This is a genomic window from Roseomonas sp. FDAARGOS_362, from assembly GCF_002754815.1.
Taxonomy (GTDB): domain Bacteria; phylum Pseudomonadota; class Alphaproteobacteria; order Acetobacterales; family Acetobacteraceae; genus Roseomonas; species Roseomonas mucosa.
Genome location: NZ_CP024588.1, coordinates 2,588,307 through 2,613,648 on the forward strand (window position 1 = coordinate 2,588,307; position 25,342 = coordinate 2,613,648).

Below are 25,342 nucleotides of genomic sequence, written 5' to 3' on the forward strand. Positions count from 1 at the left end.
GCCGGAGGTCAGACGATCTCCTGCTTCCTGTAGTAGCCGCTGCCGACCAGCACCTGTTCCCAGTTGCCCTTGTCCACGATCACCGGCTTGAGCAGGTAGGACGGCACGACCTTGACGCCGTTGTTGTAGCTCTTGGTGTCGTTCACCTTGACCTCCTGGCCGGAAAGCACGGCATCGACCATGTCGGCCGTCACCTTGGCCAACTCGCGCGTGTCCTTGAAGATCGTGGAATACTGCTCGCCCGCCAGGATCGACTTCACCGAGGGGATCTCGGCATCCTGGCCGGAGACCACCGGCATGGGCATGTTGCCGCTGCCGTAGCCGACGCCCTTGAGCGAGGAGAGGATGCCGATGGAAAGCCCGTCATAGGGCGAGAGCACGGCATTGAGGCGGCGGTCGCTGTAGAAGGCGCTGAGCAGGTTGTCCATGCGCGACTGGGCCGTCGCCGGGTCCCAGCGCAGGATGGAGACCTTGTCCATGCCCATCTGCCCGCTCGGCACCACCAGCTTCTTGCTGTCGATGTAGGGCTGCAGCACCGACATCGCGCCGTTGTAGAAGAAGTAGGCGTTGTTGTCGTCCGGCGAGCCGCCGAAGAGCTCGATGTTGAAGGGGCCGGCGCCGTCCTTCAGCTTCAGCGCGGACTCGATGGACTGCGCCTGCAGCACGCCGACCTGGAAGTTGTCGAAGGTCGCGTAGTAGTCCACGTTCTGCGAACCGCGGATCAGCCGGTCATAGGCGATGACCTTGGTGCCCGCCGCCGCCGCCTGGTTCAGCACGTCGGACAGGGTGGTGCCGTCGATCGAGGCGATGACCAGGACCTTGGCGCCCTTGGTCAGCATGTTCTCGATCTGCGAGAGCTGGTTGGGAATGTCGTCGTCGGCGTATTGCAGGTCGGTGGTGTAGCCCCGCTCCTTCAGCACCTTGACGATGTTGTCGCCATCCTGGATCCAGCGGGTGGAGGATTTGGTGGGCATGGCGATGCCCACATTCCCCTTCTTCTGCGCATGGGCAGGCATGGCCAGCCCCGTGGCGAGGCCGGTGGCGCCGAGCATGGCCATGGAGGCGGTCATCAGGGTTCTGCGCTTCATCATTTCCTCGCTCGTTATCGTTGTGGGCCGCTTCCAGGCTCTCAGGCCTCGTGAAACGCCTCCACGGTGATCCGTCGTCCCAGCATGAAGGCATCCGCGACATGGATCATAGGGGAGAGGTCCACATCGCAAGCGCCCGCCTGGATTAAATCGACGAAATGCCGGTAGATTCCACGATATTCGGCCTCCGGCGCCTCCAGCAGCAACTCACCATTCCGTTCCAGCCGGGCCCCGCCGCGCGAGAGGGTGAAGCGCTCCGCCCCGGTCTCCAGGTGAATGTCCCAGCTCTGCGGCCCGGTCTGGCGCCAGTCGAACTCGGCGCGGAGATCGCCGCCCTGCCCGGCACCGAAGCGCAGCGCCGCCGCGATCGGCGCGGCGCGGTTGGCGGGAAAGGACAGCGCCGCCTCCGTCAGGAAGACCGGGAAGGGCAGGATGCGGGTGAGGATGGACAGCGCGTTGATCCCCGGATCGAAGACGCCGAGCCCGCCCGGCTCCCAGATCCATTCCTGGCCGGGGTGCCAGACGCGCACATCCTCCTTCCACTGGATCAGCAGCGCGCGGATGCGCTGCCCGGCGAGGCGCTCGCGCAGCGGCTCCACCGCAGGGGCGAAGCGGGAATGCCAGGTGGCGAAGAGCGTCAGGCCCCTCTCCCGCGCCATCTCCTGCAAGGGGCCGATCTCGGCCAGCGTGGCGCCGGGCGGCTTCTCCAGCAGCACGTGCTTGCCGGCGGCCAGGGCCTGCGCCGCCAGCGCGTGGCGCCCCTGGGGCGGCGTGCAGAGCGCCACCGCGTCGATGGGCGTGCCGGAGGCCAGCAGCTCCTCCAGCGTCGCGAAGGAGGGGAGATCCGGAAGCCCGGCATGGCGGCTGGCGATCCCCGCCAGGGCGATGCCCGGCGTGGCCGCGATGGCGGGCAGGTGCTGGTCGCGCGCGATCTTGCCCAGCCCGACCAGCCCCAGCCGAATCCCATCCATGCCTTACCTCCCCCAGCGCAGCACCAGCGGGTCGAGCCGCCGTGCGATCTCGATCAGCCCCGCGCGCGTGGCCGGATGCAGCGGCATCAGCGGGTGGCGCACCGCCTCGGAGCGGATGACGCCACCTTCCTTCATCAGCGACTTGCACGCCACCAGCCCGCACTGGCGATTCTCATAATTGATCAGCGGCAGCCAGCGGGCATAGGCGTCCACCGCTTCCTCCCGCCGCCCGGCCTCCCAGGGGTCCATGATCTGGCGGATGCCGTCGGGATAGCCGCCGCCGGTCATCGCCCCCGTGGCCCCGGCATCGAGGTCGGCCATCAGGGTGATCGCCTCCTCGCCGTCCCAGGGGCCGATGATCGCATCGCCGCCGATCTCGATCAGCCGGCGCAGCTTGGCGGCGGCCTGCGGCACCTCGATCTTGAAATAGGCGACATTGGCGATCTCGCGCGCCATCCGGGCCAGGAACTCGGCGGAAAGCGGCGTGCCCGCCACCGGCGCGTCCTGGATCATGATCGGGATGCGGATGGCGTCCGAGACGCGCTGGAAGAACTCGTGGATCCCGGGCTCGGCGACACGGAAGGTCGCGCCATGATAGGGCGGCATGACCATCACCATGGCCGCGCCCATGTCCTGCGCCCGCTTCGAGCGCTCGGCGCAGATCTCGCTGCCGAAATGCGTGGTGGTCACGATCACCGGCACACGGCCGGCGACATGCTCCAGCACCGCCCGCATCACCTGGTCGCGCTCCTCGTCCGTCAGCACGAACTGCTCGGAGAAGTTGGCCAGGATGCAGAGGCCGTGCGATCCGGCATCGATCATGAAGTCGATGGCCCGGCGCTGTCCGTCGAGGTCCAGGCGCCCGCGGTCGTCGAAGACGGTCGGGGCCACGGGGAAGACGCCGCGATAGGCGTGGGACTTGGCTTGGCTCATGGAAGGCGCTCCGGCGGCGTCAATGGTTGTCGCGGGCGACGGGCGCGCCGCTGTTGCCGACGAGGAAGTCGAGATCGACGCCCTTGTCCGCCTGCAGCACGTGCTCGACATACATCTTCGTGTAGCCCCGCTTGGCGAGCGGCGTTTCCGGCGCCATCCAGGCGGCCCGGCGCGCCGCCAGCACCTCGTCGGACACATGCAGGTTCAGGCTGCGCGCCGCGACGTCGAGGGTGATCATGTCGCCGTTCTCGACCAGGGCGAGGTTGCCGCCCGCCATGGCCTCCGGCGCCACATGCAGCACGACGGTGCCATAGGCGGTGCCGGACATGCGGGCGTCGGAGATGCGGATCATGTCGCGCACGCCCTGGCGCAGCAGCTTGGGCGGCAGCGGCATGTTGCCGACCTCGGCCATGCCGGGATAGCCCTTCGGCCCGCAATACTTCAGCACCATGACGCAGCTCTCGTCAATGTCGAGATCCTCGTCGTTGATGCGGTGGTGCAGGTCCTCGATGCTCTCGAAGACCACGGCGCGCCCGGTGTGCTGCAGCAGGTGCGGCGAGGCGGCGGAAGGCTTGATCACCGCGCCGTCCGGGCAGAGGTTGCCGCGCAGGATGGCGATGCCGGCATGGGGCTTGAACGGCGCATCATAGGAATGGATGACGTCGCGGTTCCAGCACTCCGCCTCCGCCACGTTCTCCGCCAGGGTGCGGCCATTGGCGGTGATCGCCCCGCCATGCAGGAGGCCGCGCTCCACCAGCTCCCGCAGCACCACGGGCAGGCCGCCGGCGTAGTAGAAATCCTCCATCAGATGCTCGCCGGAAGGCTTGAGGTTCACGAGGCAGTTCACCTCGCTCGCCAGCCGGTCGAAATCCTCCAGCGTCAGCGGGATGCCCAGCCGCCCGGCGATGGCCAGCAGGTGCACCACCGCGTTGGTGGAGCCGCCGATCGCCGCCAGGGTGCGGATCGCGTTCTCGAAGGCCTGCCGCGTCAGGATCTTCGACATGCGCATGTCCTCGCGCACCATCTCCACGATCCGCCGCCCGGCGAGCCGCGCGAGCTGGTTGCGCCGCGCATCCGGCGCCGGGATGGCCGCGTTGGTGGGCAGGCCGATGCCCAGCGCCTCGACCATCGAGGCCATGGTGGAGGCCGTGCCCATGGTCATGCAGGAACCGGCGGAGCGCGACATGGCGCCCTCGGCCTCATGGAACTGGCGCAGCGTGATCTCGCCGGCGCGGAGCTGCTCGCTCATCGAGATGGTGTTGGTGCCGGAGCCGATCTTCTGCCCGCGGTAATGCCCGCTCAGCATCGGGCCGCCGGAAACGCCGATGGCCGGCAGGTCCACGCTGGCCGCGCCCATCAGCAGCGCCGGGGTGGTCTTGTCGCAGCCCATCAGCAGCACCACGCCGTCCAGCGGGTTGGCGCGCAGCGCCTCCTCCACATCCATCGAGGCGAGGTTGCGGTAGAGCATGGCGGTCGGACGCATCTGCGTCTCGCCCAGGCTCAGCACCGGGAATTCCAGCGGATAGCCGCCGGCCTCCAGGATGCCGTGGCGCACATGCTCGGCGATGGTGCGGAAATGCCCGTTGCAGGGCGTCAGCTCCGACCAGGTGTTGCAGATGCCCACCACCGGGCGGCCGTCGAACTGGTCATCGGGCAGGCCGCGGTTGCGCAGCCAGGAGCGGTAGTAGAACCCCATCTTGTCCTGGCGCGCGAACCATTCCCGGCTGCGCAGACCCTTGCCCTCGGGCTTCTCGTCCATCTCGGATTCCTGACCGTCCTGGCCGGCGGCGCCTGCCTGCCGGCAATGCCTCTGTGTGCCGGGCGCCCCGAGGGGGCCTGTTCCCGGGGTCCTGTCCCGGGGGCCTGTCCCGGCACCCCGCCTCAGCCCCGCGCCACGCGGCGCGGCGGCGCGCCCGCTTCGCCACGGCCAGGGCAAGGCCCGGCCCGGCGGGGGCGCGTCTCCGGTGCCGTCTCCGGCATGGTGCTGCGGGGATCCATGCGAACCCTTCCTCCTGGCCGCGCCTCTGCTCCGGGATGTCGGTTCATCCGGGGGCGCGATTCCTTGGACAACAGGGATAGGTAGCGCGGCAGAACAAGTCCAATGCCAAAACGGGTGGAATCGATACCGGGAATGGTATGTCCCCCGGATGCCCCTCCCCTCCCCCGCCCCCTTGCCGCCGGACTGGTTCGCGCGCTTCCGGCTGAAGCTGCGGCACCTTCAGCTCCTGGCCTCGCTGGACGAGACCCGGAACCTGAACCGCACCGCCGAGGCGCTCGGCGTCACCCAGCCCGCCGCCTCCCGCCTCCTGGCCGAGATCGAGCGCATCGTGGGCGAGCCGGTCTTCCTCCGCCGCCCGCGCGGGCTGGTGCCGAACGCGCTGGGCGAGGTGCTGGCCCGCCGCGCCCGGACGGTGCTGATGGACCTGACCCAGGCGGCGGCGGAGATGAACAGCCTGCGCGGCGGGCTGGGCGGCGCCATCGCGGTGGGCGCGGTGACCGGCCCGGCAGTGGATATCCTGAGCCGTGCCGTGGAGGCGGTGCAGCGCAGCAGCCCCGGGTTGCAGATCACGGTGGAGGTGGACACCAGCGCGCCGCTGGTGGCGCATCTGCTGGAAGGACGGCTGGATTTCGTGCTGGCCCGGCTGCCGCCGGAGATGGGGCCGGATGCCATCCTCTATCGCGAGGCGGCGGAGGAGGAGCTCTGCTTCCTGGTGCGGGCCGGGCACCCGCTGCTGCACCGGCGGGGGCTGGCGCTGCGCGACCTGCTGGACCTGCCCTGGGTGCTGCAGCCGCCGGGCACGCTGCTGCGCCGCCGGGTGGACCTGCTTTTCCTGCGCCTGGACCTGCCCCTGCCGGGGCGGATGCTCAACACCTCCTCGGTGCTGCTGACCCTGGCGAACCTGTCCCGCAGCGACGCGGTCGGCGTCATCAGCGCCTCCGTCGCCAATATCTTCGCGCCGAAAGGCCAGTTCCGCCGCCTGCCGCCCCTGCGCGACGTGCCACACCTCGCCGTGGAGCCCTTCGGCCTGATCCGGTTGCGCGAACGCCCTCTCTCCCCGCCCGCGCAACGCCTCTTCGGGGCCGTCGAGGGGTTGCTCTTTCCGGAAGGATGAGGAGGCCGTGCCCCTGTCCGGCCGCCGGGGGCAAGGCTCCGCCTCGCCCCCAAGCCCCCACTCCGCCGGGGACCGGAGCCGGTCCCCGGACCCCGGACCCCGGGCTTTCGTTGGCGCTGGTGGTAGCCGTGAGCCTGATGCCGATCCCCGGGAACAGGTGGATCGGCGGGGCTCCCGAAGAAGAAAACGCCTTGTCCGCACGGGCGGCACCGGCAGTCGCCGGAGAGCATCACTCTCCGGCGCGATCCGGCCACAGCAGGTGCCAACTCCTGGCAGGTCCAGGAGCCACCGGCTCCTGGCGGATGGGGGGCCCGGGGGAAGGCAGAGCCTTCACCCGGGACAGGGCAAGGCCGGAGGTGAAGCGCCACAACCGGCGCTCCCGGCATCAGTCGTTATGCGTCTCGTGTGCCCCGGCGGCGCCGAGCTTCCAGTATCCGGCGGCCTTGATACGCTCCTTGAGCAGGCCGTGCCGCTCCACCAGGATCTGGCGCAGGCGCTTGGCGACCAGGGATTCGCAGGCGACCCAGGCATAGCCTTCGCCACCCGGCAGGGTCAGGGCGCGCAGCGCCTCCTCCAGCCCGCCGCCCTGGCCCGGCGGCACGCGGCCACGATGGACCCAGCGCAGGTCGAGCTTCGCCTGGCTCCGCCAGACCTGCTCTTCCGCTGGCCCGGCCACCTCGGCGATGACCAGGGCATGGCTGCCTTCGGGCAGTTCCTCCAGGCGGCGGCCGATCGCGGGCAGGGCCGTCTCGTCGCCGACCAGCAGGTGCCAGTCGAAGTCCATGGGGATCACGAAGGAACCGCGCGGGCCGCCGAGGCCGATGCGGTTGCCGGGCCTGGCGCGGCTGGCCCAGTCCGTCGCCGGCCCGTTCTCGTGCAGGGCGAAGTCGATCTCCAGAATCCCCGCCGCCTCGTCGTAGCGGCGCGGGGTGTAGTCGCGCGCGGGCGGGCGCGGCTGGCCCTCGGGGAAGACGACGCCGTTCGGCCCCGCCACCGGCAGCGCCAACGGGGCGCCGGGCTCGGGGAAGAAGAGCTTCACATGGTCGTCGAAGGAGAGGCTGGTGAAGCCGGCGAGATCCGGCCCCGCTAGGGTGATCCGGCGCATGGCCGGCGTGATGTCCTCCACCCGCGTCACGTCGAGCTGGCGGAAGCGGAGTTCGTGGCGGACCCGGCGCGCCACCCGCGCCGGGGCCTTCTCCATGCCCGTATCCATGGCTGTGGTCCTTATTCCCGCTCGATCCGCGTCGCGGTGGCGTCGATGGCCTCCACGATGCGGCGGAGCTGTTCCTCGGAGAGGTTGCCGCGACCGAGACGCAGCCGCAGGGCGAGCTTCAGGTTATGCATGGCCCGGAGGATCTGCAACTTGCCGGCTGCCGGAGCTTCGCCGCCGGCCGCCTCCATGCGGGCGAAGAGCGCATCCGCTTCCGCCTTCTGTCCGGCCAGGACGCGCTCGCCCTCCGGAGTGACGGCGTAGAGCTTCTTGGCGCCCTCGGTGGCGGAAACGGCGATCTGGCCGAGTTCCTCCAGCAGGGTCAGGGTCGGGTAGATCGTGCCGGGGCTGGGACGGTAGGCGCCGCCGAGCCGGGTCTCGATCTCCTCCATCAGCTCGTAGCCGTGGCGCGGGCGCTGCGCGATCAGGCGCAGCAGGACGAGGCGGAGGTCGCCGCTCTCGAAGAAGCGGCCGCCGCTCCCGCCCCGGCCATGATGGCCGTGCCGGCCGAAGGGGCCACGGCCGCCACGCTCTCCGTCCCCGAAGTCGCGGTGGAAGCGGCGGGCCTCGCAGCGGCCATCCTGGCCGGGCCAGCGGGGATCGGAGCGGCGGTGGGAGAAGAAATGTCGCATCAGGTTATCCTCGATAGGGTTTCGATATATCGGAAATAGGCGAAGCCCATATCCGCCGCAAGATCCGATATATCGGAAATATTCACTTCGACAGGATATGTCCGCGCCAGGGGCTGCCGGCCCGCTCCGCGCTTGGTGCCGGGCGCCGGGTGGCTTATCTGAGGGGCGACAACACGCCCGCGCGGCCGAAAACCCGCCTCACGCCCGCATTCCGGCCGGACCCTTCATGACCGACACCCCCCTCTCCCGCATCCGCAACTTCTCGATCATCGCCCATATCGACCATGGCAAGAGCACGCTCGCTGACCGGCTGATCCAGAAGACCGGCGCCCTGTCAGACCGCGAGATGACCAACCAGGTCCTCGACAACATGGAGCTGGAGCGCGAGCGCGGGATCACCATCAAGGCGCAGACCGTCCGGCTGGACTACCGCGCCGCGGATGGCGAGCTGTACCAGCTGAACCTCATGGACACGCCGGGCCATGTGGACTTCGCCTACGAGGTTTCCCGCTCCCTGGCCGCCTGCGAGGGCTCGCTTCTGGTGGTCGACGCCTCCCAGGGCGTCGAGGCGCAGACGCTCGCCAACGTCTACCAGGCCATCGAGGCGGGGCACGAGATCGTCCCCATCCTGAACAAGGTGGACCTGCCGGCCGCCGAGCCGGAGCGGGTGAAGCAGCAGATCGAGGACGTGGTCGGCATCCCCGCCGACGACGCGGTGATGATCTCCGCCAAGACCGGGCTGAACATCGAGGGCGTGCTGGAGGCCGTTGTCACCCGCCTGCCGCCGCCGCAGGGCAACCCGGACGCGCCGACCAAGGCGCTGCTGGTGGACAGCTGGTACGACGCCTATCTCGGCGTGATCATCCTGGTGCGGGTGAAGGACGGCCACCTGCGGCGCGGCCAGAAGATCCGCATGATGGCCAACGGCACCACGCACCTGATCGACCAAGTGGGCGTGTTCCGGCCGAAGATGCAGACCGTCGAGAGCCTCGGGCCGGGCGAGATGGGCTACTTCACCGCCGCCATCAAGACGGTGGCCGACACCAATGTCGGCGACACGGTGACCGACGACCGCAACCCGGCGCCGGAGCCGCTGGCGGGCTTCAAGCCCTCCATCCCCGTGGTCTGGTGCGGCCTCTACCCGGTCGATGCGGACGATTTCGAGAAGCTGCGCGAATCGCTGTCCAAGCTGCGGCTGAACGACGCCTCCTTCCACTACGAGGCAGAGACCTCCGCCGCGCTGGGCTTCGGCTTCCGCTGCGGCTTCCTCGGCCTGCTGCACCTGGAGATCATCCAGGAGCGCCTGAGCCGCGAGTTCGACCTCGATCTGATCGCGACCGCGCCCAGCGTGGTCTACAAGATCAACAAGACGAACGGCGAGAGGATCGAGCTGCACAACCCGGCCGACATGCCGGACGGCTCGGTGATCGACACCATCGAGGAGCCCTGGATCAAGGCGACGATCTTCGTCCCGGACGAGTACCTCGGCTCCGTGCTGGCGCTCTGTTCCGAGCGGCGCGGACAGCAGATCGACCTCACCTATGTCGGCACCCGGGCGATGGCAGTCTACAAGCTGCCGCTGAACGAGGTGGTCTTCGACTTCTACGACCGGCTGAAGTCGATCTCCCGCGGCTATGCCTCCTTCGACTACACGATGGACGGCTACGAGGAGAGCGACCTCGTGAAGATCTCCATCCTGGTGAACGCCGAGCCGGTGGATGCGCTGAGCTTCATGGCCCATCGCTCCCAGGCGGAGAAGCGCGGGCGGCAGATCTGCGAGCGGCTGAAGGACCTGATCCCCAAGCAGCTCTTCAAGATCGCCATCCAGGCCGCCATCGGCAGCCGTGTCATCGCGCGCGAGACCATCGGCGCGCTGAGCAAGGACGTCACCGCCAAGTGCTACGGCGGCGACATCAGCCGCAAGCGCAAGCTGCTGGAGAAGCAGAAGGAGGGCAAGAAGCGCATGCGGCAGTTCGGCAAGGTCGAGATCCCGCAGAGCGCCTTTATCGCCGCCCTCAAGATGGACGCCTGACAGGCGCGCTTCCCCCGGAGGGAAGCGCCCTGCCCTTTCCCGGCCCGCCCCTTGCCGGCGGGCCGGCCCTCTCGCCCCGTGCCCCTGGCGCCACGCCCGGACTGGGCCACAGCGGCCTGGCGATGCACTTTATTACGAAATAGCAATAAAACCGCCTCTTTCCGCAAGCCGAATCGGCTTCTTCGTCGTTGACCTTTGCAGCGGCGCATCCTTCGATGACGAAATTATAATCCGGAGGAAACGACATGATTCGGCGCTGTGCCCTCGTCCTGGCGGCCGCCTTCCTGGCCCTGCCGGCCGCCGCGCAGGATTCCTACCCCAGCCGCACGATCACCATGACCGTGCCCTTCGCCGCCGGCGGCCCGACCGACACGGTGGCCCGGCTGGTCGCCGAGGCCATGGGGCGCGACCTGAAGCAGACGGTGGTGATCGAGAATGTCGGCGGGGCCGGCGGCACGCTGGGCGCCGCCCGGGTCGCCCTGGCCAAGCCGGACGGCTACGCCATCCTCATGCACCATATCGGCATGGGAACGACGCCGACCCTGTACCGCCGCCTGTCCTATGACCCGGTGAACGGGTTCGAGACGGTGGGCCTCGTCACCGAGGTGCCGATGACCGTCATCGCCCGCAAGAACATCGGCGCGAACACCCTGGCCGAGCTGACGGCGCTGATGAAGCGCGAAGGCACCAAGATCAACCTCGCCAATGCCGGGATCGGGGCGGCCAGCCATCTCTGCGGCCTGCTCTGGCAGAACGCCATCGCCACCCAGGTGACCACCGTGCCCTATCGCGGCACCGCCCCGGCCATGACGGACCTGGTGGGCGGCACTGTGGACGTGATGTGCGACCAGACCACCAACACCACCGAGCAGATCAAGGCCGGCTCCGTGCGCGCCTTCGCCGTGACGACAAAGGATCGCCTGGCCGCCCTGCCCGACCTGCCGACGGTGCACGAAGCCGGGCTGCCGGGCATGGAGGTCTCCATCTGGCACGGGATCTACACGCCGCGCGGCACGCCGGCGGCGATCAACGAGCGCCTCTCCAGCGCCCTGCGCACCGCGCTGAAGGACCCGCACGTGGTCGCGCGCTTCGCGGAGCTCGGCACCGCCCCGGTGGCCGATGCGATGGCCATGCCGAAGGCGCACCGGGACTACTGGATGGCCGATATCGCCAAATGGCGGCCGGTGATCCAGGAGGCCGGGCAATACGCCGACTGAAGCCACCCCCGTCGCGGTGGGCACCCCCGGGGACAACGGGAGGGGGGCATCCCCTCTCGCCTGGTGGCAGGGCCCGGAAGGACAGCCCTCTGGACATCCTCTTCGCGACGCGATGCCGCAAAGGAGATGTCCGGACGGTGCATCGCAATCGGGCCGGGTCCAGTCTATAAGGCTGGCACGACATCGGAATTGAGCGGGCATCTGGCATGAGCACACTGGAGGGACGTCGGGTCCTGGTCGTGGAAGACGAGACACTGGTGGCGATGCTGGTGGAGGATATGCTTCTCGATGCCGGCGCACAGGTCCTGGGCCCCGTGGCGACCGTGGCGGCCGCCCTGCAACTGATCCAGACCGAGAGGCCGGACGTCGCCGTGCTCGACCTGAATCTGGCGGGCGAGACCTCCGAGCCGATCGCCGATGCGTTGACCGGCATGAACGTGCCCTTCGTGGTCGCCTCCGGCTACGGACAGGCCGGCGTGCCGACCCGGCATGCCAACGTCCCGGTGCTGGCCAAGCCCTATGCGCCCGAGGAACTGACCCAGGCCCTCGCCCGCCTGCTGCCCTGATCCGTCTCGCCGGGCGCGATGGGTTCCGCCGCGTCCCCTGGGGGCAAGGCTCCACCTCGCCCCCAAACCCCCGCGCCGCCAGGACCCTGCGGGCCCTGGACCCGATGAGCTGGCACTCCCCGGCACCGGCAGCCGCCGGAAAGCCCTGCTCTCCGGCGGCTGCCGGTGCCGCCAGCGCGGACACGGTGTCTTTCCTCTTTTCGGGGGTCCCGCCGATCCACCTGTGCCCCAGGGATCAGGCGGAAGGCTGGCCTCGCCACCCGCACCCGCTCAAGGCGGAGTCTGGGGGAATACCATTCCCCAGCAGCGGGGGTTCCGGGGCAGGCGGAGCCTCCCCGGGGCCAACCGAAAGCGCAACGCCAGAACCCTGGCCGCTCACCCGCCAGGCGCGGACGGTTCCGGCAGCCAGCCGGCCAGTTCCTCACGCAGCAGCGCTTCCAACAACGCCACCGCACCGGGAGAATCGTTCAGGCAGGGGATCACCGTGTAGTCCTCGCCCCCGGCCTCCATGAAGACATGCCGTGATTCCCGGCCGATCTCGTCCAGCGTCTCGACACAGTCGGACAGGAAGCCCGGCGTGATCATCGCGACACGCCGGATGCCGCGCCCGGGCAGCCCGGACAGGACATCGTCGGTATAGGGCTCCAGCCAGGGCTCCCGGCCGAAGCGCGACTGGAAGACAAGGGGGAATTCCGCCTCGGACAGGCCGAGCGCCCGGCGCAGCGCCCGCATGGTCCGCTCGCATTCGGCCAGGTAGGGATCGCCCTTCTCGACATAGGAACGCGGCAGGCCGTGGAAGGAGGCGAGCAGCATCTGCGGCGGCCGCTCCAGCCCGGCCAGCGCCTGGCGCACCGAATCGGCCAGGGCGCGGATATAGGCGGGGTGGTCCGGAAAGGAGGGCGCGATCCGCAGCGCCGGCTGGCGCCGCATCCGCATCAGCGCGCGGAACGCATCGTCCGCCACCGTCGCCGTGGTGGTGGCGCTGTATTGCGGATAGAGCGGCAGGACCAGCACGCGGTCGCAGCCCTCCGCCATCAGCGCCCGCATCCGCTCGTCCACGCCCGGGCGGCCATAGCGCATGGCCCAGTCCACCACGACCTCTCCCGTGCCGTCCGCCGAGGCCAGCCGCGCGCGCAGCCTCTCCGCCTGGGCGCGGGTGAAGGTCCGCAGGGGCGATTCATTCTCCGCCGCGCGCCAGATGCGGCGGTAGTTCGCGCCGGAGCGGCGCGGGCGCGTGGCCAGGATCACGCCCTGCAGCAGCGGCTGCCAGAGCAGCGGATTCACCTCGATCACCCGCCGGTCGCTGAGGAACTGCGACAGGTAGCGGCGCATCGGCCAATAGCCCGTGCCGTCCGGCGTGCCGAGATTGACCAGCAGCACGCCGATCCGCCCCTTCGCCGGCTCCGGACCGCCGCTCACCGGCGCATCCCCGGCGGAGGCCAGGGAGAGCGGGGCCACATGCGTCATGGCAGGATATCCGCCGGACTCCCGGCCCGCAGCCACGCGCCCAGCTCCTGGCCCAGCCGCGCCGCGTCGCCGGGCGCGCCCTCCAGGCCGCGCTTCAGCAGGAAGGAGCCGTCCTCCCGCGCCAGAAGGCCGGTCAGCCGCAGCCGCCCGCCGGGCAGCATCCGCGCATGGGCACCGACCGGCGTGCGGCAGGAGCCGCCGAGCGACGCCAGCAGCGCCCGCTCCGCCGTGGCGGCGATGCGGGTGGGGCGATGGTCGATCATCGCGAAGAGGCGCCGCGTCTCCACATCTTCCTCCCGGGCCGTGACGGCGATGATGCCCTGTCCGGCCGCCGGCACCAACTCCTCCTCCGGGTCCAGCGCCATCACGGCCGCATGTTCCAGGCCCAGGCGGCGCAGCCCGGCCATGGCCAGCAGCGTGGCCGCGAAATCGCCGCCCTCCAGCACCCGCAGCCGCGTGCCGACATTGCCGCGCAGCAGGCCGAAGCGCAGGTCCGGCCGCAGGTGGCGCAGCTGCGCCTCGCGCCGCACCGAGGCGGTGCCGATCCGCGCGCCCTGCGGCAGTTCCGGCAGCGCGCCGCGGCGGAAGACCGGCGGCACGGCAGGCCCCAGGACCAGGGCGTCGCGCACATCCTCGCGCGGCAGAACGCCCGCGATGACGAGGCCGGGCGGCAGCTCCGTTTCCAGGTCCTTCAGGCTGTGCACGGCGAAATCGACCCGGCCGTCCAGCAGCGCCTCGTGGATCTCCTTGGCGAAGAGCCCCTTGCCGCCGATATCGGCGAGGCGGCGGCCCTGGACCCGGTCCCCGGTGGTGCCGACCACGCGCGCCCGCACGGGGCGCCCGCCGGTCATGCCCTCGCCGCCCAGCAGCGCCAGCACCTCCCGCGTCTGCGCCAGCGCGAGCGGGGAGCCGCGCGTGCCCGCCCACAGCGCCGGCAGCCGGGACTCCTTGGCAAGGCCGGGGGATGGCGGGACCGGCGCCGCCGGCAAGGGGGCGGCCCGGTCCGGGGCGGCAGGGGCAGGGGCAGGGGCAGGGGCGAGCAGGGCGGCGGACATCCGGGGGGTTCCGTTCGCAGGCATTCGGTTCGGGAAAAGAGCGGACCTCCGGCTGGAAAGAGGGGTTCGCCGAAGGTCCGCAGCGGCGCGGCATGGGTCTGCCCGCCGCCGGAGTGCGCCACGGCCCGGGGCAGGCCATGGCGGTCCTTTCAGGCCAGGATCACTCGGCCGCCTGCTGCCCGCCCACATCGGCGGCGGTGGTGGGCGCCGAGGCCGGGCTGGTGTGCACCCAGTCCAGCGCGCGCTCCACGCCGGCGGCATAGGCCGGGTCGGCCTTGCGGAAATGCCCGAGCTGGCGGGCGACGATCTCCCGCGGCACGCCCTGCATCGCGCCGGCGATGTTGCGGAACAGCCGCTCCTGCTGCTCGGCGCCCAGCAGGCGGAACAGGTTGCCCGGCTGGGTGTAGTCGTCGTTGCCGTCGCGATGGTTGTAGTAGTCGGCATTCCCGTTGATGCGCAGGGGCGGCTCCTTGGCCGAGGGCTGCTCCACCGGGCCGTTGAAGGAATTCGGCTCGTAGTAGTGGTCCGTGCCGCGCGGCGCGTCGAAGCGCATCGGCCCGTCGGCGTGATAGGTGTTCACCTGGCTGCGCGGCCGGTTCACCGGCAGGGCCTCGTAATGCGTGCCGACGCGGTAGCGGTGCGCGTCGGCATAGGCGAAGATGCGCCCCTGCAGCACCTTGTCGGGCGAGAAGCCGATGCCCGGCACGATGTTCGACGGCGAGAAGGAGCTCTGCTCGATCTCCGCGAAGTAATGGCCGGGATTCCGGTTCAGCTCCAGCACGCCCACGTCGATCAGCGGGTACTCGCCATGCGGCCAGACCTTGGTCAGGTCGAAGGGGTTGTAGGAGGTCCTCTCCGCATCCGCCTCCGGCATGATCTGCACGCAGACGCGCCAGCGCGGGAAGTCGCCCTGCTCGATCGCGTCATAGAGGTCGCGCTGCGCGCTCTCGCGGTCCTCCGCGATGACGGTGTTGGCTTCCTCGTTCGTCCAGGTCCGGATGCCCTGCATGGACTTGAAGTGGAATTTCACCCAGTACCGCTCGCCGGCATCGTTCCAGAAGGAATAGGTGTGCGAGCCGTAGCCGTTCATGAAGCGGTAGCCCTGCGGCAGGCCGCGATCCGAGAACAGGATCGTCACCTGGTGCAGGCTTTCCGGCGACAGCGACCAGAAGTCCCACATCGCCGTCGCCGAGCGCATGTTGGTGCGCGGATGGCGCTTCTGCGTGCGGATGAAGTCCGGGAACTTCATCGGGTCGCGGATGAAGAAGACAGGCGTGTTGTTGCCGACGAGGTCCCAGTTGCCCTCCTCGGTGTAGAACTTCAGCGCGAAGCCGCGCACGTCGCGCTCGGCATCCGCCGCGCCGCGCTCGCCCGCCACGGTGGAGAAGCGCAGCAGCACCTCGGTCTTCTTGCCCAGCTGGGAGAAGACCTTCGCCCTGGTATAGCGGCTGATGTCGTGCGTGACGGTCAGCGTGCCATAGGCGCCCGAGCCCTTGGCATGCACCACCCGCTCCGGGATGCGCTCCCGGTTCTGGTGCGCCAGCTTCTCGATGAGCTGGTAGTTCTCCAGCAGGATCGGGCCGCGCGGGCCGGCGGTCAGGCTGTTCTGGTTGTCGGGCACCGGGGCGCCGGCCGTGCTGGTCAGCACCGGGCGCGCCGCGCCACTCCGTGTTTCCTGGGTCATGAAGTCCTCCTTCCCAAACCTCGGAAGCTCTGCGGGCGACTATGCCTCCCCGCCTTCCATCGGCGAAATTGAACGTTCCTATCCTTGTGATAGGTAACGCCTAACGATGGATGGGATGGAGCCATGCCCCCGAACACCCTGGCCGGCCTCTCGCTCCGCGACCTCGAATACGCCGTCACGGTCGCGGAGCTGCGCCACTTCGGCCGCGCCGCCGAACGCTGCGGCGTCAGCCAGCCCGCCCTGAGCGAGCAGATCCGCAAGCTGGAAGGCCTGCTGGGCGTGACGCTCTTCGAACGTTCCAGCCGCCGCATCGAGCCGACCGCCCAGGCCACGAACCTGCTGCGCCAGGCGGAGGTGGTGATCCGCGAGGCGCGCGGGCTGCTGGAAATGGCCAAGGGGGAGGCCGAGCCCCTGACCGGCCCGCTGCGCCTGGGCGTGATCGCCACGCTCGGCCCCTACTACGTCCCCTGGCTGCTGCCGGACATGCGGGCGCGCTATCCCGGCCTGAGCCTGCGCCTCCAGGAAGGACGGACCGGCGAGCTACTGGAGGCGCTGCAGCGCGGCACGCTCGACCTGGCGCTGGTCGCCCTGCCTTCCGGCGCGGCGGGCCTCACGGAAGCGCCGCTCTTCTTCGAGCCCTTCCAGCTTGCCTGTCCGCAGGGACACCCGCTGCTGGAGCAGGAGCGGATCGGCATCCAGGATCTGGACGGCCAGGGGCTGCTGCTGCTGGAAGAAGGGCACTGCCTGCGGGAACAGGCGCTCTCCCTCTGCCATGTCCCCGCCGGGATGCGTGAGGCGCGCTTCGCCAGCTCGCTGGAAATGCTGCGCCACATGATCGCCGCGGGCGAGGGCTACTCCCTCTTGCCCCTGCTGGCGCGGCGCGAAGGCACCGCCCTGGACGGGCTCATCGACTACCGCCCCATGCGGGAACCCCGGGTCGGCCGCACCATCGGATTGGTCTGGCGCGGCACCGACCCGCGCGGGCCGGTCTTCGCGGAACTCGCGGACGTGCTGCGGGACACCGCCCCGCCCGGGACCGATCCGGATGAAAGCAAGGCCCCGCCAGCCTGATCCGGACAGCGATTGCCGCTCGCGCATCACTTCTGCCGTTGCGCCGTCCCGGGGGACAAGGCTCCGCCTTTTCCCCCCGTCCCCCTTATCCGCCAGGAACCTGAGGTTCCTGGACCTCCCGTTCGTTGCCTCTTCGCTGCCGGCCGGATCGCGCCGGAGAGCATCGCTCTCCGGCAGGCTGCCGGTGCCACCAGAGCGGACAGGGTATTTTTCTTCTTTTCAGGAGCCCCGCCTTGCCACCTGTTTCCCGGGATCAGGCCGCAGGCTGGCGGCAACCACACGGAGCCAACGAAAGCCCGGGGTCCGGGGACCGGCTTCGGTCCCCGGCGGAGAGGGGGTCCGGCGGGAGAGGCGGCGCCTCTCCCCCGGGGGCCGGCCATGGAGCGCAGCGGCCAGAACGAACGGCCGTTCGCACAACGGGCACTCGGTTCAACCCGGCTGGCTGCCCGGGCTTTCCGTGTCACCCGTTCGCGGCCTGACCGGGCCTGTCTCTTCCGGCGAGGCGTCCGCCTGCCCTTTTTCCGGCGGCGGGGCGGGCGCCGCTCCGCCGGCCCGGAGCAGGGCCAGCAGCCCTTCCAGCACCTGTTCCGGGGCGGGCGGGCAGCCGGGGATCAGCAGGTCCACCGGCAGCACCGTGCCGACTCCGCCCTCCACCGCCGGGGAGGTGTGGAAGCAGCCGCCATCCACCGCGCAGTCGCCCACGGCCACCACCCAGGCGGGACGCGCCATGCAGGCATGGGCACGGCGCAGCGCCTCCGCCATGTTGCGCGTCACCGGTCCGCTTACTAGCAGCAGGTCGGCCTGCCGCGGCGAGTCCACGAAGCGCAGGCCGAAGCGTTCCAGCTCGTAGGGCGGCGCATCGAGGGCGGCGATCTCCGCCTCGCAGCCGCCGCAGGAACCGGCGTCGATCTCCCGGATCGCCAGGCTGCGCCCCAGCCGGGCACGGGCGCCGGCGGCCATCCGCGCCGCCAGGGCGGCGACCAGGTCATCCGGCGGCCGCGGCGGCGCCTCCGCCGGCGGGGCATGGAACAGGTTCCGGATCAGGCGCGACCAGGGCAGGCGGGCGCTCACCGGGCGCTTCCCATGTCAGGCCGGGCCGCGCCACCACCGGGCCTCCGGCCGGGCTCCGACGGGCTCACAGATCCACCCCGCTGCAGGTCAGGCCGAAGGAATGCTCGCAAAGGGGGAAATCGGCCAGTTCGCTTCCCTCCATCACCGCCTCCAACAGGGGCCAGTGCAGCCAGGACGGGTCGCGGACGAAGCAGGCGCGTACCAGCCCCTCGCCATCCAGCGAAAGCCAGTGCAGCACCTCTCCCCGTGCCCCTTCCACCACGCCCGCTCCTTCCCCGGCGCGCGCCGGCAGGGGGATGGCGATCTCCCCTTCGGGCAGCGCGTCGAGCAGCAGGGGCAGGAGCTGCAGGCTTTCCCGCGCCTCGGCCAGGCGCAGCGCCAGCCGGGCAGCCGCGTCGCCACCCTGGGAGCGTGGGATCTCCATCCGGTCATAGGGCGCGTAAGGCAGGTCCCGCCGCGCATCGAAATCCCGACCGGAGGCCCGGCCGACCACGCCCCCCGCCGCGAAGCGCTCCGCCAGGGGGAGCGGCAGGCGCCCGGCCCCGCCCAGGCGCTCGGCCGCCGGGGCGGGCTGCGGCGGCAGCGCCGCCAGTCCCGCCGCCACCACCTCCAGCGCCGCACGCAGCGCCGCCTCGCCCTCCGGCATCAGGTCCGCCGCCAGCCCGCCCGGAACCACCACATCCATGGCCAGCCGGTGCCCGAAAGCGGCGCCGATCGCCCGCCGCAGGATCTCCCGCAGGCGCGCCGCCGCCGCCGCGCACTCGCCCGCCCCCGCCGCGCGGCAGGCGGCGGCCCAGGCGTCCAGGTGGTTCGCCACGCGCTCCATCTCCGCCAGCACGCCGCGCAGCACGGTGGCGCGGGGCGGGACGGCGCGGCCGGCGGCCGCCTCCGCCGCCATGGCGAAGGCCCAGCCATGCGCCACCGCATCCACCCCCGACAGGCGCGCGGCGAAGCGGGCGGCGCCACGCGGCGACTTGCCGCGGATCAGCCCCAGCGTGCCCTTGTGGGCATAGCCGAGCCGCGCCTCCAGCCGCGTCACGCGCTCGCCCAACAGGTCCAGGCGCAGATGTGCGGGTTCCGCGATCCCGGCGCGCACGGGGCCGAGGGCGAGCTGGTGCAGCCCCTCGCCCTCCGGCGGCGGGCGGAATTCCGGCTGCGGCGGCGGGGCCGACCGGCGCACCGGCACGGCGGCAAGCGGCCGGTCGAAGAGCCAGCGGCCGTGATCCAGCCAGGGGCGCGGATCGGACGCCCCTGAATCCACGGCAGGAATGGGGGCGGACGGGCCGCTCCTGGTGGAGCCGAAGGGAGTCGCGCCGGAGGCGGCGGGGACGGAGAACACCGCGACGGCGGGAACCGGTCCACCCCCGTCCTGCGCGCTGGCGCCCCAGAGGTCGCGCGCCGCGCGCTCGAACAGGGCGGCGCCCGGCCGCGCGGGCGACAGCGCCGCGAAGCGCCCCTCGCGCAGCGGCGCCGAGGCCAGCAGCAGCCGGGCCGGCGCGCCGCCCTCCGCGGCACGCTTCAGGAAGGCGGCATGGACCAGCCCCGGCTCGGCCCAGAGGCCCAGCAGTTCCAGCGCCGGCTCCTGCCGCAGCGCGTCCGGCAGGGCCTCCCAGTCCGTGCTGCGGAGCAGGTAGCGCTCATGCGGATGGCAGCTCTGCGGGCTGCCGGAACGGATCAGGCGGGAAGCGGCTTCGGTCATGCACCCCAGGGGGTTCCGGGACGGATCGGGACGGACGCACCAAGCGGCAGGCGGGCCGGTCTGGCAAGGTGGCCGCACGGGCTTGTCATGCCGCCGGGTGGAAGACATGGCCTTTCCGCCGCCGGAGGATGCGCCGTTCCGGCCGCCCCGCCGCTTCCGCGCGCCCGCGAACCGGCCCCTTCCGGCGCGGAGGCGCCTTGCCAAACCGGCGGGGCGGGTTTCCCCTGCGGCATCGCGCCTCCCCACCGGCCCCCCGCGCGCGGAGCCGGGTGGCGGCGGCCAGAGGAACCGCCGGAGGGCGGAAGGGGTGAGCATGGAATACCGCAGCATCGAGGCCGCCGCCGAGGCCCTGGCAGACTGGCGCACCAGCAGCCTGGAACTGGTGGAGGCCGCGCTGGCGCGGATCGCCGAGCCGGAGGGCGAAGGGGCGCGCGCCTTCGTGGCGGTGCAGGCGGAACAGGCCCGCGCCACCGCCGGGGCGATGGACGCGCTGCGACGGGCCGGGCGGGCGCCGTCGCGCTGGGCGGGCATCCCGATCAGCATCAAGGACCTCTACGACCAGGCGGGCGTCACCTCGACGGCAGGCTCCACGGCGCTGAAGGACGCGCCGCCCGCCACCCGCACCGCCCCCTCCGTGGCACGGCTGGAACGGGCGGGCTTCGTGGTGCTGGGCCGCACCAACATGGTGGAATTCGCCTTCTCCGGCCTCGGCGTGAACCCGCATCACGGCACCCCCCGCTCGCCCTGGGACCGCGCCACCGGCCGGTTGCCGGGCGGCTCCTCCTCCGGCGCCGCGGTGGCGGTGGCGGACGGCATGGGCCTGGCCGGGCTCGGCTCGGACACGGGCGGCTCCTGCCGCGTGCCGGCGGCGCTCTGCGGCATCGTCGGCTGGAAGCCCACCGCCAGCCGCGTGCCGCTCACGGGCACCGTGCCGCTCAGCCACACGCTGGACAGCCTCGGCCCCCTCGCCAACACCGCCGCCTGCTGCGCCGTGCTCGACGCGATCATGGCGGGGGAGGAAGAGGGCGCAGCCCCGGCCCCCGCCGCGCTGTCCGGCGCCCGCCTTGCCGTGCCGCGCGGCACCTTTCTCTTCGACGGCATCGAGGCCGCCGTGGCCGAGGCCTTCGACGCGGCGCTGCGCAGGCTGGAGAAGGCCGGCGCGCGGATCGAGGAGATCGACTTCCCCGAGCTCCGCGACATCCCCCCCGCCAATGCCAGGGGCGGCTTCGCGGCAGCGGAATCCTGGGCCTGGCACGCGCCGCTGATCGTGCGCGCCCGGGATGCCTACGACCCGCGCGTGCTGGCGCGCATCGAGAAGGGCGCGGCGATGACGGCGGCGGACTATCTCGACCTCCAGGCGGCGCGGGCACGGATCGTCGCCGCCGCGAATGCCCGCACCGAGGGCTTCGACGCCTTCCTCTGCCCCACCTGCGTCGTCACCCCGCCCCCGATCGCCGCGGTGGAAACGACGGAGGAATACAACCGCCTGAACCTCCTGCTGCTGCGGAACACGGCGGTGGGCAACTTCCTCGACCGCTGCTCCATCAGCCTGCCCTGCCAGGCCCCCGGCACCGCCCCGGTCGGGCTGATGCTGACGGGCGCGCAGGGGGCGGACCGGGCGCTGCTGGCGCTGGCCCAGGGCGCCGAGGCCGCGTTGCGGGCATGAGCCCGGCGCCGCGCTTCGGCCGGCTGGCGGACGGGGCACGGCCGGCGGCGGGCGGGGAGGCCTTCACCGGCCTCGCCAGCCTGCCCGGCGCCCGGATCGAGCGCATCGCCTCGCGCGGCCCCCTCGGGCCGGAAAGCCTGGGCTGGCACGAGCAGGACTGGCCGGAATTCGTGCTGCTGGTCTCCGGCGCGGCGTTGCTGGATTTCGGCGGCGGCCAGGAACGCCGCCTCGCCCCCGGCGACTGGGTGCTGCTGCCGGCGGGGTGCCGCCACCGCGTCGCCTGGGTCGCCCCGGACGAGGACACGCTCTGGCTCGCCGTGCATGGCGGGCCGGAGGGTCCCGCCCCGACACTGCCCACCGGAAAGGCGGACGGAACCGGGCCCTGACGCCTCCCCGGGCCACAGGCCGGGCCGCTTCCCTTCCGCCCCCGCCGTGCCGCCATCAGGCGCCGCAGGCCGCGGAAACGGGCCGGATACCCTGTGGCTGCGTCTCCGGCCGCAGGTAGAAGCGGTCCAGCTCGGCGCAAAGCCGCTCCTGGAGCGCGGCGGGCACCTGGTCACGCCCCCGGTCCCCGGCGCCATCCAGGAAATCCCGCAGCAGCGCGTCGATCCCCGCGGCCTGCCCGGACGGAAGGCCGAGCTGGCGAAGGTCCTCGCCGATGCTCCCGTCATCCGTCCGCAGATGCCGGTTCGTCGCCGCGGCCGGGCATGGCGTCCGGACCAGCACGATGCGGGAGGCGGAGGGGCGCGGCTCGTATCCGACCAGGGCGGCCCCGGCGATGATGCCGCAAAGCGCGCTGGCGGGCGGGCCGGGAATGTAGAGGCTGGCGTAGAGCGGCGGGATGTCGCCCTGGGCGCGCAGCAGGACATGCGCCGTGCGCCCGCGCAGCAGGACCTCGCCCATGAAGTGGAAGGTGCCGCCGAACAGGGCCTCGGTATAGTCCGCCAGCAGGTGCTGCCCCCGCTGGGAGGGCAGGAACTGCAGCGCCCCCCGGATCAGGTTGTCGGGATGGTAGGGCGACCAGGCCCGGGAATAGCAGGCATAATGGCCGCAGAGATGGCCGCCGCTCACGTCCGGCGGCCTTTGCGCCTCCGCCGGCTGGTGCGGCGGCAGTTCGGCGCGTCGCAGCAGGTCCGCCGCATCGGCCTCGAACAGGGTGCAGACCTCGCCCAGGAAGGCGTCCAGGGTACAGGAAGCGATCCAGGCACCGGCGCGGCGCGTTCCCAGCACCTTCGCCCAGTCGTCATAGAGCTGGACCGAGCGCGGCAAGGCGCGCCCCTGGAGCCATTTGTGCGAGCGCTCCAGGTCGAAATGCGTGGCGGGATTGGCCACCCGGAAGCGGGCGCAGAGTTCCTTGCGGCCGGAGCAGCCCAGGGCGGCAGCGGTGAGGCGCAGCTTCTCGGCGATGGCGGCCATGGGACCGGCCCTCCTCACGAGGGAGTTCCATCCGGGCGGAAAGCCGGCGGGGCCTCTCCCCGTGGCGGCCATCCGTGGAATCCCCCTGTCATAGCCTGGAAATTCCACGATCGCTGTACCCGACGGCACACCCCGCCGCGGCAGGATGATGGCCCTCGCCGATGCGGTGGAGCCCTCCCGGAACAGGCTCCGCCACCGGCCCATCACCGCTCCTCGCGAGCCTGGGAGACGCTGGACATGACCCTGCGAACCATGGTGGCCCCCCTGTCCTTCCGGGCGGCGCGCTGGCCCGGCCAGCGGCTCGCCCTACCGCGGATCGACCTGCTGGCGCTCTACGGCGCCTGGATCGGCCGGATGGAGGATGCCCGGCGGCTCAGCGAGATGGAGCCCCGCCAGGCCCGCGACATCGGCTGCGCCGCCGGCACGGAACGCGCCCCGGAAGCTTTCGCCGCCGATCCCCGCCCGCTCTGGGGTCTGGGCCTGACCCCGATGCCGAAGGCATCACAGGAGATGCGCGGGAAAGGTTGATACGAAAGGCGGCTCACCCCGGCTGCCAGCCGGTGCTTCACGTCGGGCGTCGCGCTGTCCCGGGGGACAAGGCTCCGCCTTTTCCCCCGGCCCCCCTTATCCGCCAGGACCCTGCGGGCCCTGGACCCGATGAGTTGGCTCCGGCTGCCGGCCGGATCGCGCCGGAGAGCCTGGCTCTCCGGCGGACTGCCGGTGCCGCCAGCGCGGACACGGGGTCTTCTTCTTTTCGCGAGCCCCGCGTCTCCACCTGCTCCCCGGGGATCAGGCCGAAAACCAGCGGCAGCCACCGGAACCCACTCGAGCCCGGGGTCCGGGGACCGGCTTCGGTCCCCGGCGGAGAGGGGGTCCGGCGGGAGAGGCGGCGCCTCTCCCCCGGCGGGCCGCCACGCGGCACAACGGCCCAGGGCGGAAGTCCCGGCTTCCGCCGGCGGCCGGCATCGTGCCGTGCGCGGGGCGGGTGGAGCGGCCGTCCGCTGCGGGGGTGTGGCGGTCAGGCTGTCCTGGACCGTTGCGGCGGGACGAGCACCTTGTCGCGGTAGTTGCAGAATTCGCGTGCCGCGCAGCGCCAGCATTCCGGCAGCCGGGCCTTGCAGACATAGCGCCCGTGCAGGATCAGCCAGTGATGCGCGTCGCGCAGCCATTCCGGGGGGCAGCGCTTCAGCAGCGCCTCCTCCACCTCCCGCACATCCTTGCCCGGGGCGAGGCCGGTGCGGTTGCCCAGGCGGAAGATATGCGTGTCCACCGCCATGGCGGGCTGGTGGAAAGCGACGCTCAGCACCACGGAGGCGGTCTTGCGGCCGACGCCGGGCAGGGCCTCCAGCGCCTCGCGGCTGTCGGGCACCTCCCCGCCATGCCGGTCCAGCAGCATCTGCGACAGGGCAACCACGTTGCGCGCCTTGCCTTGCCAAAGCCCGATGCTGCGGATGTGCCCGCCCACGCCCTCCACGCCCAGGGCCACCATGGCGGCGGGGTTGTCCGCCACCGCGAAGAGGCCGCCGCGCGCCGGGTCGGTCGCCCGGTTCACCGCCGCATCGGTGGTCTGGGCGGAAAGGACCACGGCCACCAGCAGGGTGAAGGGGTTGCCGTAATGCAGCTCGGTCTGCGCATCCGGATTGGCGTCGCGCAGCGCCTCCAGGAAGCGCAGGGCCTGGGCGGGCGGCATCCGCCGGGCCCGGCGTGGCTCCCCCGCCGTGCCGTGCAGGGCGGTGGCGGGGCGGCGGGCGGGCCGGGACCGGGCAGCGGGCGGCTTTTCGGAGGATTCGGCTGGCACGGCGATCTCGCTAGCCTATCTTTCCCCACCATGACAGTGGATGCGCCCATGGGGGAAGCGCCCATCGGGGAGGCCCGGCACCTGGAGGAGCCCGTGCTCTTCGAGGCCGTCAGCGTGCCGCCCCGCTCCTGGACGCCACGGGCCTTCCTGGTGCTGGCGCTGCTCCTGGGCTCGGCGGCGGCGGCGCTCTGCGTGGTGTTCTTCCTGCTCGGCGCCTGGCCCATCCTGGGCTTCATGGGCTTCGAGATCCCGCTGGTGCTGGCCCTCATGGCGCTGCACCACCGGCGTTCCGGCCGGGTGTCGGAGATTCTTTCCCTGACGGCGGACCGGCTGCGGGTCCGGCGCACCGACGCGCGGGGAAGGCGGGAGGAGTTCCTGCTCCAGCCCTACTGGACCCGTGTGGAGCTGCGCAGCCACCCGGGTTCGTCCGGCCAGCTCCGGCTCCTGTGCCGCGACCGGGGGATCGAGATCGGACGCTGCCTCTCGGGCGAGGACAAGCGGGATCTGGCGCGGGCCCTGGAGACGGCCCTGTGCCGCTACCGGGAGCCCCGCTTCGACAACCCCCAGCTTCGGGACTGAGATCCGCATGGCCTGACCGCAGGGACGGGCATGGCGTTCAGGCGATGCCGACAGCCCCCGGCCAGGGGGCCTGT

At 71.6% G+C, this 25,342-nt stretch carries 22 protein-coding genes; 9 read left to right on the top strand and 13 right to left on the bottom strand.

All coding sequences use genetic code 11. The features are described from left to right. Positions 1-8 precede the first annotated feature (8 nt). Genes chvE through CTJ15_RS16500 form a run of 4 tightly spaced genes read right to left on the bottom strand, consistent with a single transcriptional unit; the run spans position 9 to position 4,751 of the window. Positions 9-1,091: a multiple monosaccharide ABC transporter substrate-binding protein gene (gene chvE, locus CTJ15_RS16485; protein ID WP_058390293.1), complete on the bottom strand. Its 1,083-nt coding sequence runs from the start codon at positions 1,089-1,091 to the stop codon at positions 9-11. A gap of 38 nt (positions 1,092-1,129) precedes the next feature. After that, positions 1,130-2,059, bottom strand: coding sequence for a Gfo/Idh/MocA family protein (locus CTJ15_RS16490; RefSeq protein ID WP_019462164.1), 930 nt, complete (start codon positions 2,057-2,059; stop codon positions 1,130-1,132). A 3-nt stretch (positions 2,060-2,062) separates the two neighbouring features. Next, a complete protein-coding gene (locus tag CTJ15_RS16495; RefSeq protein ID WP_019462163.1) occupies positions 2,063-2,992 on the bottom strand; it encodes a dihydrodipicolinate synthase family protein in 930 nt (309 codons plus the stop codon). A 19-nt stretch (positions 2,993-3,011) separates the two neighbouring features. Next, positions 3,012-4,751: an IlvD/Edd family dehydratase gene (locus CTJ15_RS16500; RefSeq protein WP_058390292.1), complete on the bottom strand. Its 1,740-nt coding sequence runs from the start codon at positions 4,749-4,751 to the stop codon at positions 3,012-3,014. Positions 4,752-5,139: 388 nt separating this feature from the next. On the opposite strand from CTJ15_RS16500, the gene CTJ15_RS16505 reads away from it, so the two are divergent. Continuing rightward, positions 5,140-6,105, top strand: a complete 966-nt coding sequence (locus CTJ15_RS16505) for a LysR family transcriptional regulator (RefSeq protein WP_265838916.1) — start codon at positions 5,140-5,142, stop codon at positions 6,103-6,105. 385 nt (positions 6,106-6,490) lie between these two features. Here CTJ15_RS16505 and CTJ15_RS16510 read toward each other — a convergent pair whose 3' ends face one another. Further along, positions 6,491-7,306, bottom strand: a complete 816-nt coding sequence (locus CTJ15_RS16510) for a siderophore-interacting protein (protein WP_075822803.1) — start codon at positions 7,304-7,306, stop codon at positions 6,491-6,493. 23 nt (positions 7,307-7,329) lie between these two features. Continuing rightward, positions 7,330-7,947, bottom strand: coding sequence for a PadR family transcriptional regulator (locus tag CTJ15_RS16515; protein WP_099781723.1), 618 nt, complete (start codon positions 7,945-7,947; stop codon positions 7,330-7,332). A 226-nt stretch (positions 7,948-8,173) separates the two neighbouring features. Here CTJ15_RS16515 and lepA point away from each other — a divergent pair, with 226 nt between their 5' ends. From lepA to CTJ15_RS16530, 3 genes are all read left to right on the top strand, one after another. Beyond that, positions 8,174-9,979: a translation elongation factor 4 gene (lepA, locus tag CTJ15_RS16520; RefSeq protein ID WP_075822801.1), complete on the top strand. Its 1,806-nt coding sequence runs from the start codon at positions 8,174-8,176 to the stop codon at positions 9,977-9,979. 245 nt (positions 9,980-10,224) lie between these two features. Continuing rightward, positions 10,225-11,196 (top strand): tripartite tricarboxylate transporter substrate-binding protein, encoded by a 972-nt coding sequence (locus CTJ15_RS16525; protein ID WP_058389923.1) that lies wholly within the window; start codon positions 10,225-10,227, stop codon positions 11,194-11,196. A gap of 206 nt (positions 11,197-11,402) precedes the next feature. After that, complete coding sequence (locus CTJ15_RS16530; protein ID WP_099781724.1) at positions 11,403-11,762, top strand: response regulator; 360 nt, start codon at positions 11,403-11,405, stop codon at positions 11,760-11,762. Between the two features lie 375 nt (positions 11,763-12,137). Here CTJ15_RS16530 and hemH read toward each other — a convergent pair whose 3' ends face one another. The 3 genes from hemH to CTJ15_RS16545 form a co-directional block, all read right to left on the bottom strand. After that, positions 12,138-13,229, bottom strand: coding sequence for a ferrochelatase (hemH, locus tag CTJ15_RS16535; protein ID WP_019462155.1), 1,092 nt, complete (start codon positions 13,227-13,229; stop codon positions 12,138-12,140). Next, positions 13,226-14,284 (bottom strand): hydroxymethylbilane synthase, encoded by a 1,059-nt coding sequence (gene hemC, locus CTJ15_RS16540; protein WP_099781725.1) that lies wholly within the window; start codon positions 14,282-14,284, stop codon positions 13,226-13,228. Before hemC ends, hemH begins: the two co-directional genes overlap by 4 nt. A gap of 160 nt (positions 14,285-14,444) precedes the next feature. After that, positions 14,445-15,968: a catalase gene (locus tag CTJ15_RS16545; protein ID WP_075823159.1), complete on the bottom strand. Its 1,524-nt coding sequence runs from the start codon at positions 15,966-15,968 to the stop codon at positions 14,445-14,447. Positions 15,969-16,091: 123 nt separating this feature from the next. On the opposite strand from CTJ15_RS16545, the gene CTJ15_RS16550 reads away from it, so the two are divergent. Beyond that, the gene (locus CTJ15_RS16550) at positions 16,092-17,039 is read left to right on the top strand and encodes a LysR substrate-binding domain-containing protein (protein ID WP_099781726.1); all 948 of its coding nucleotides are present in this window, start codon (positions 16,092-16,094) and stop codon (positions 17,037-17,039) included. A 429-nt stretch (positions 17,040-17,468) separates the two neighbouring features. On the opposite strand, the gene CTJ15_RS16555 is transcribed toward CTJ15_RS16550, so the two are convergent. Beyond that, a complete protein-coding gene (locus tag CTJ15_RS16555) occupies positions 17,469-17,999 on the bottom strand; it encodes an NADH-quinone oxidoreductase subunit B family protein (RefSeq protein ID WP_079253366.1) in 531 nt (176 codons plus the stop codon). A gap of 175 nt (positions 18,000-18,174) precedes the next feature. Then, entirely contained in the window at positions 18,175-19,809 is a 1,635-nt protein-coding gene (locus tag CTJ15_RS16560; RefSeq protein WP_193009606.1) for a hydrogenase expression protein HypE, read from the bottom strand. A 313-nt stretch (positions 19,810-20,122) separates the two neighbouring features. Here CTJ15_RS16560 and CTJ15_RS16565 point away from each other — a divergent pair, with 313 nt between their 5' ends. Further along, positions 20,123-21,475 carry an amidase gene (locus CTJ15_RS16565; protein ID WP_099781728.1) on the top strand — a complete coding sequence of 451 codons (1,353 nt, stop codon included), beginning with the start codon at positions 20,123-20,125 and terminating at the stop codon, positions 21,473-21,475. After that, on the top strand, positions 21,472-21,861 hold the full coding sequence (locus CTJ15_RS16570) for a cupin domain-containing protein (RefSeq protein WP_099781729.1): 390 nt from the start codon (positions 21,472-21,474) through the stop codon (positions 21,859-21,861). The genes CTJ15_RS16565 and CTJ15_RS16570 overlap by 4 nt, the downstream gene beginning before the upstream one ends. Before the next feature lie 55 nt (positions 21,862-21,916). On the opposite strand, the gene CTJ15_RS16575 is transcribed toward CTJ15_RS16570, so the two are convergent. Further along, entirely contained in the window at positions 21,917-22,891 is a 975-nt protein-coding gene (locus tag CTJ15_RS16575; RefSeq protein ID WP_099781730.1) for a hypothetical protein, read from the bottom strand. A 237-nt stretch (positions 22,892-23,128) separates the two neighbouring features. On the opposite strand from CTJ15_RS16575, the gene CTJ15_RS16580 reads away from it, so the two are divergent. Further along, positions 23,129-23,419, top strand: coding sequence for a hypothetical protein (locus CTJ15_RS16580; protein WP_058390651.1), 291 nt, complete (start codon positions 23,129-23,131; stop codon positions 23,417-23,419). Positions 23,420-23,909: 490 nt separating this feature from the next. Here the strand turns inward: CTJ15_RS16580 and nth are convergent, their stop codons facing one another. After that, positions 23,910-24,581, bottom strand: coding sequence for an endonuclease III (gene nth, locus CTJ15_RS16585; RefSeq protein ID WP_099781731.1), 672 nt, complete (start codon positions 24,579-24,581; stop codon positions 23,910-23,912). A gap of 156 nt (positions 24,582-24,737) precedes the next feature. Here nth and CTJ15_RS16590 point away from each other — a divergent pair, with 156 nt between their 5' ends. Continuing rightward, a complete protein-coding gene (locus CTJ15_RS16590; protein WP_058390650.1) occupies positions 24,738-25,268 on the top strand; it encodes a DUF2244 domain-containing protein in 531 nt (176 codons plus the stop codon). Positions 25,269-25,342: the final 74 nt, after the last annotated feature.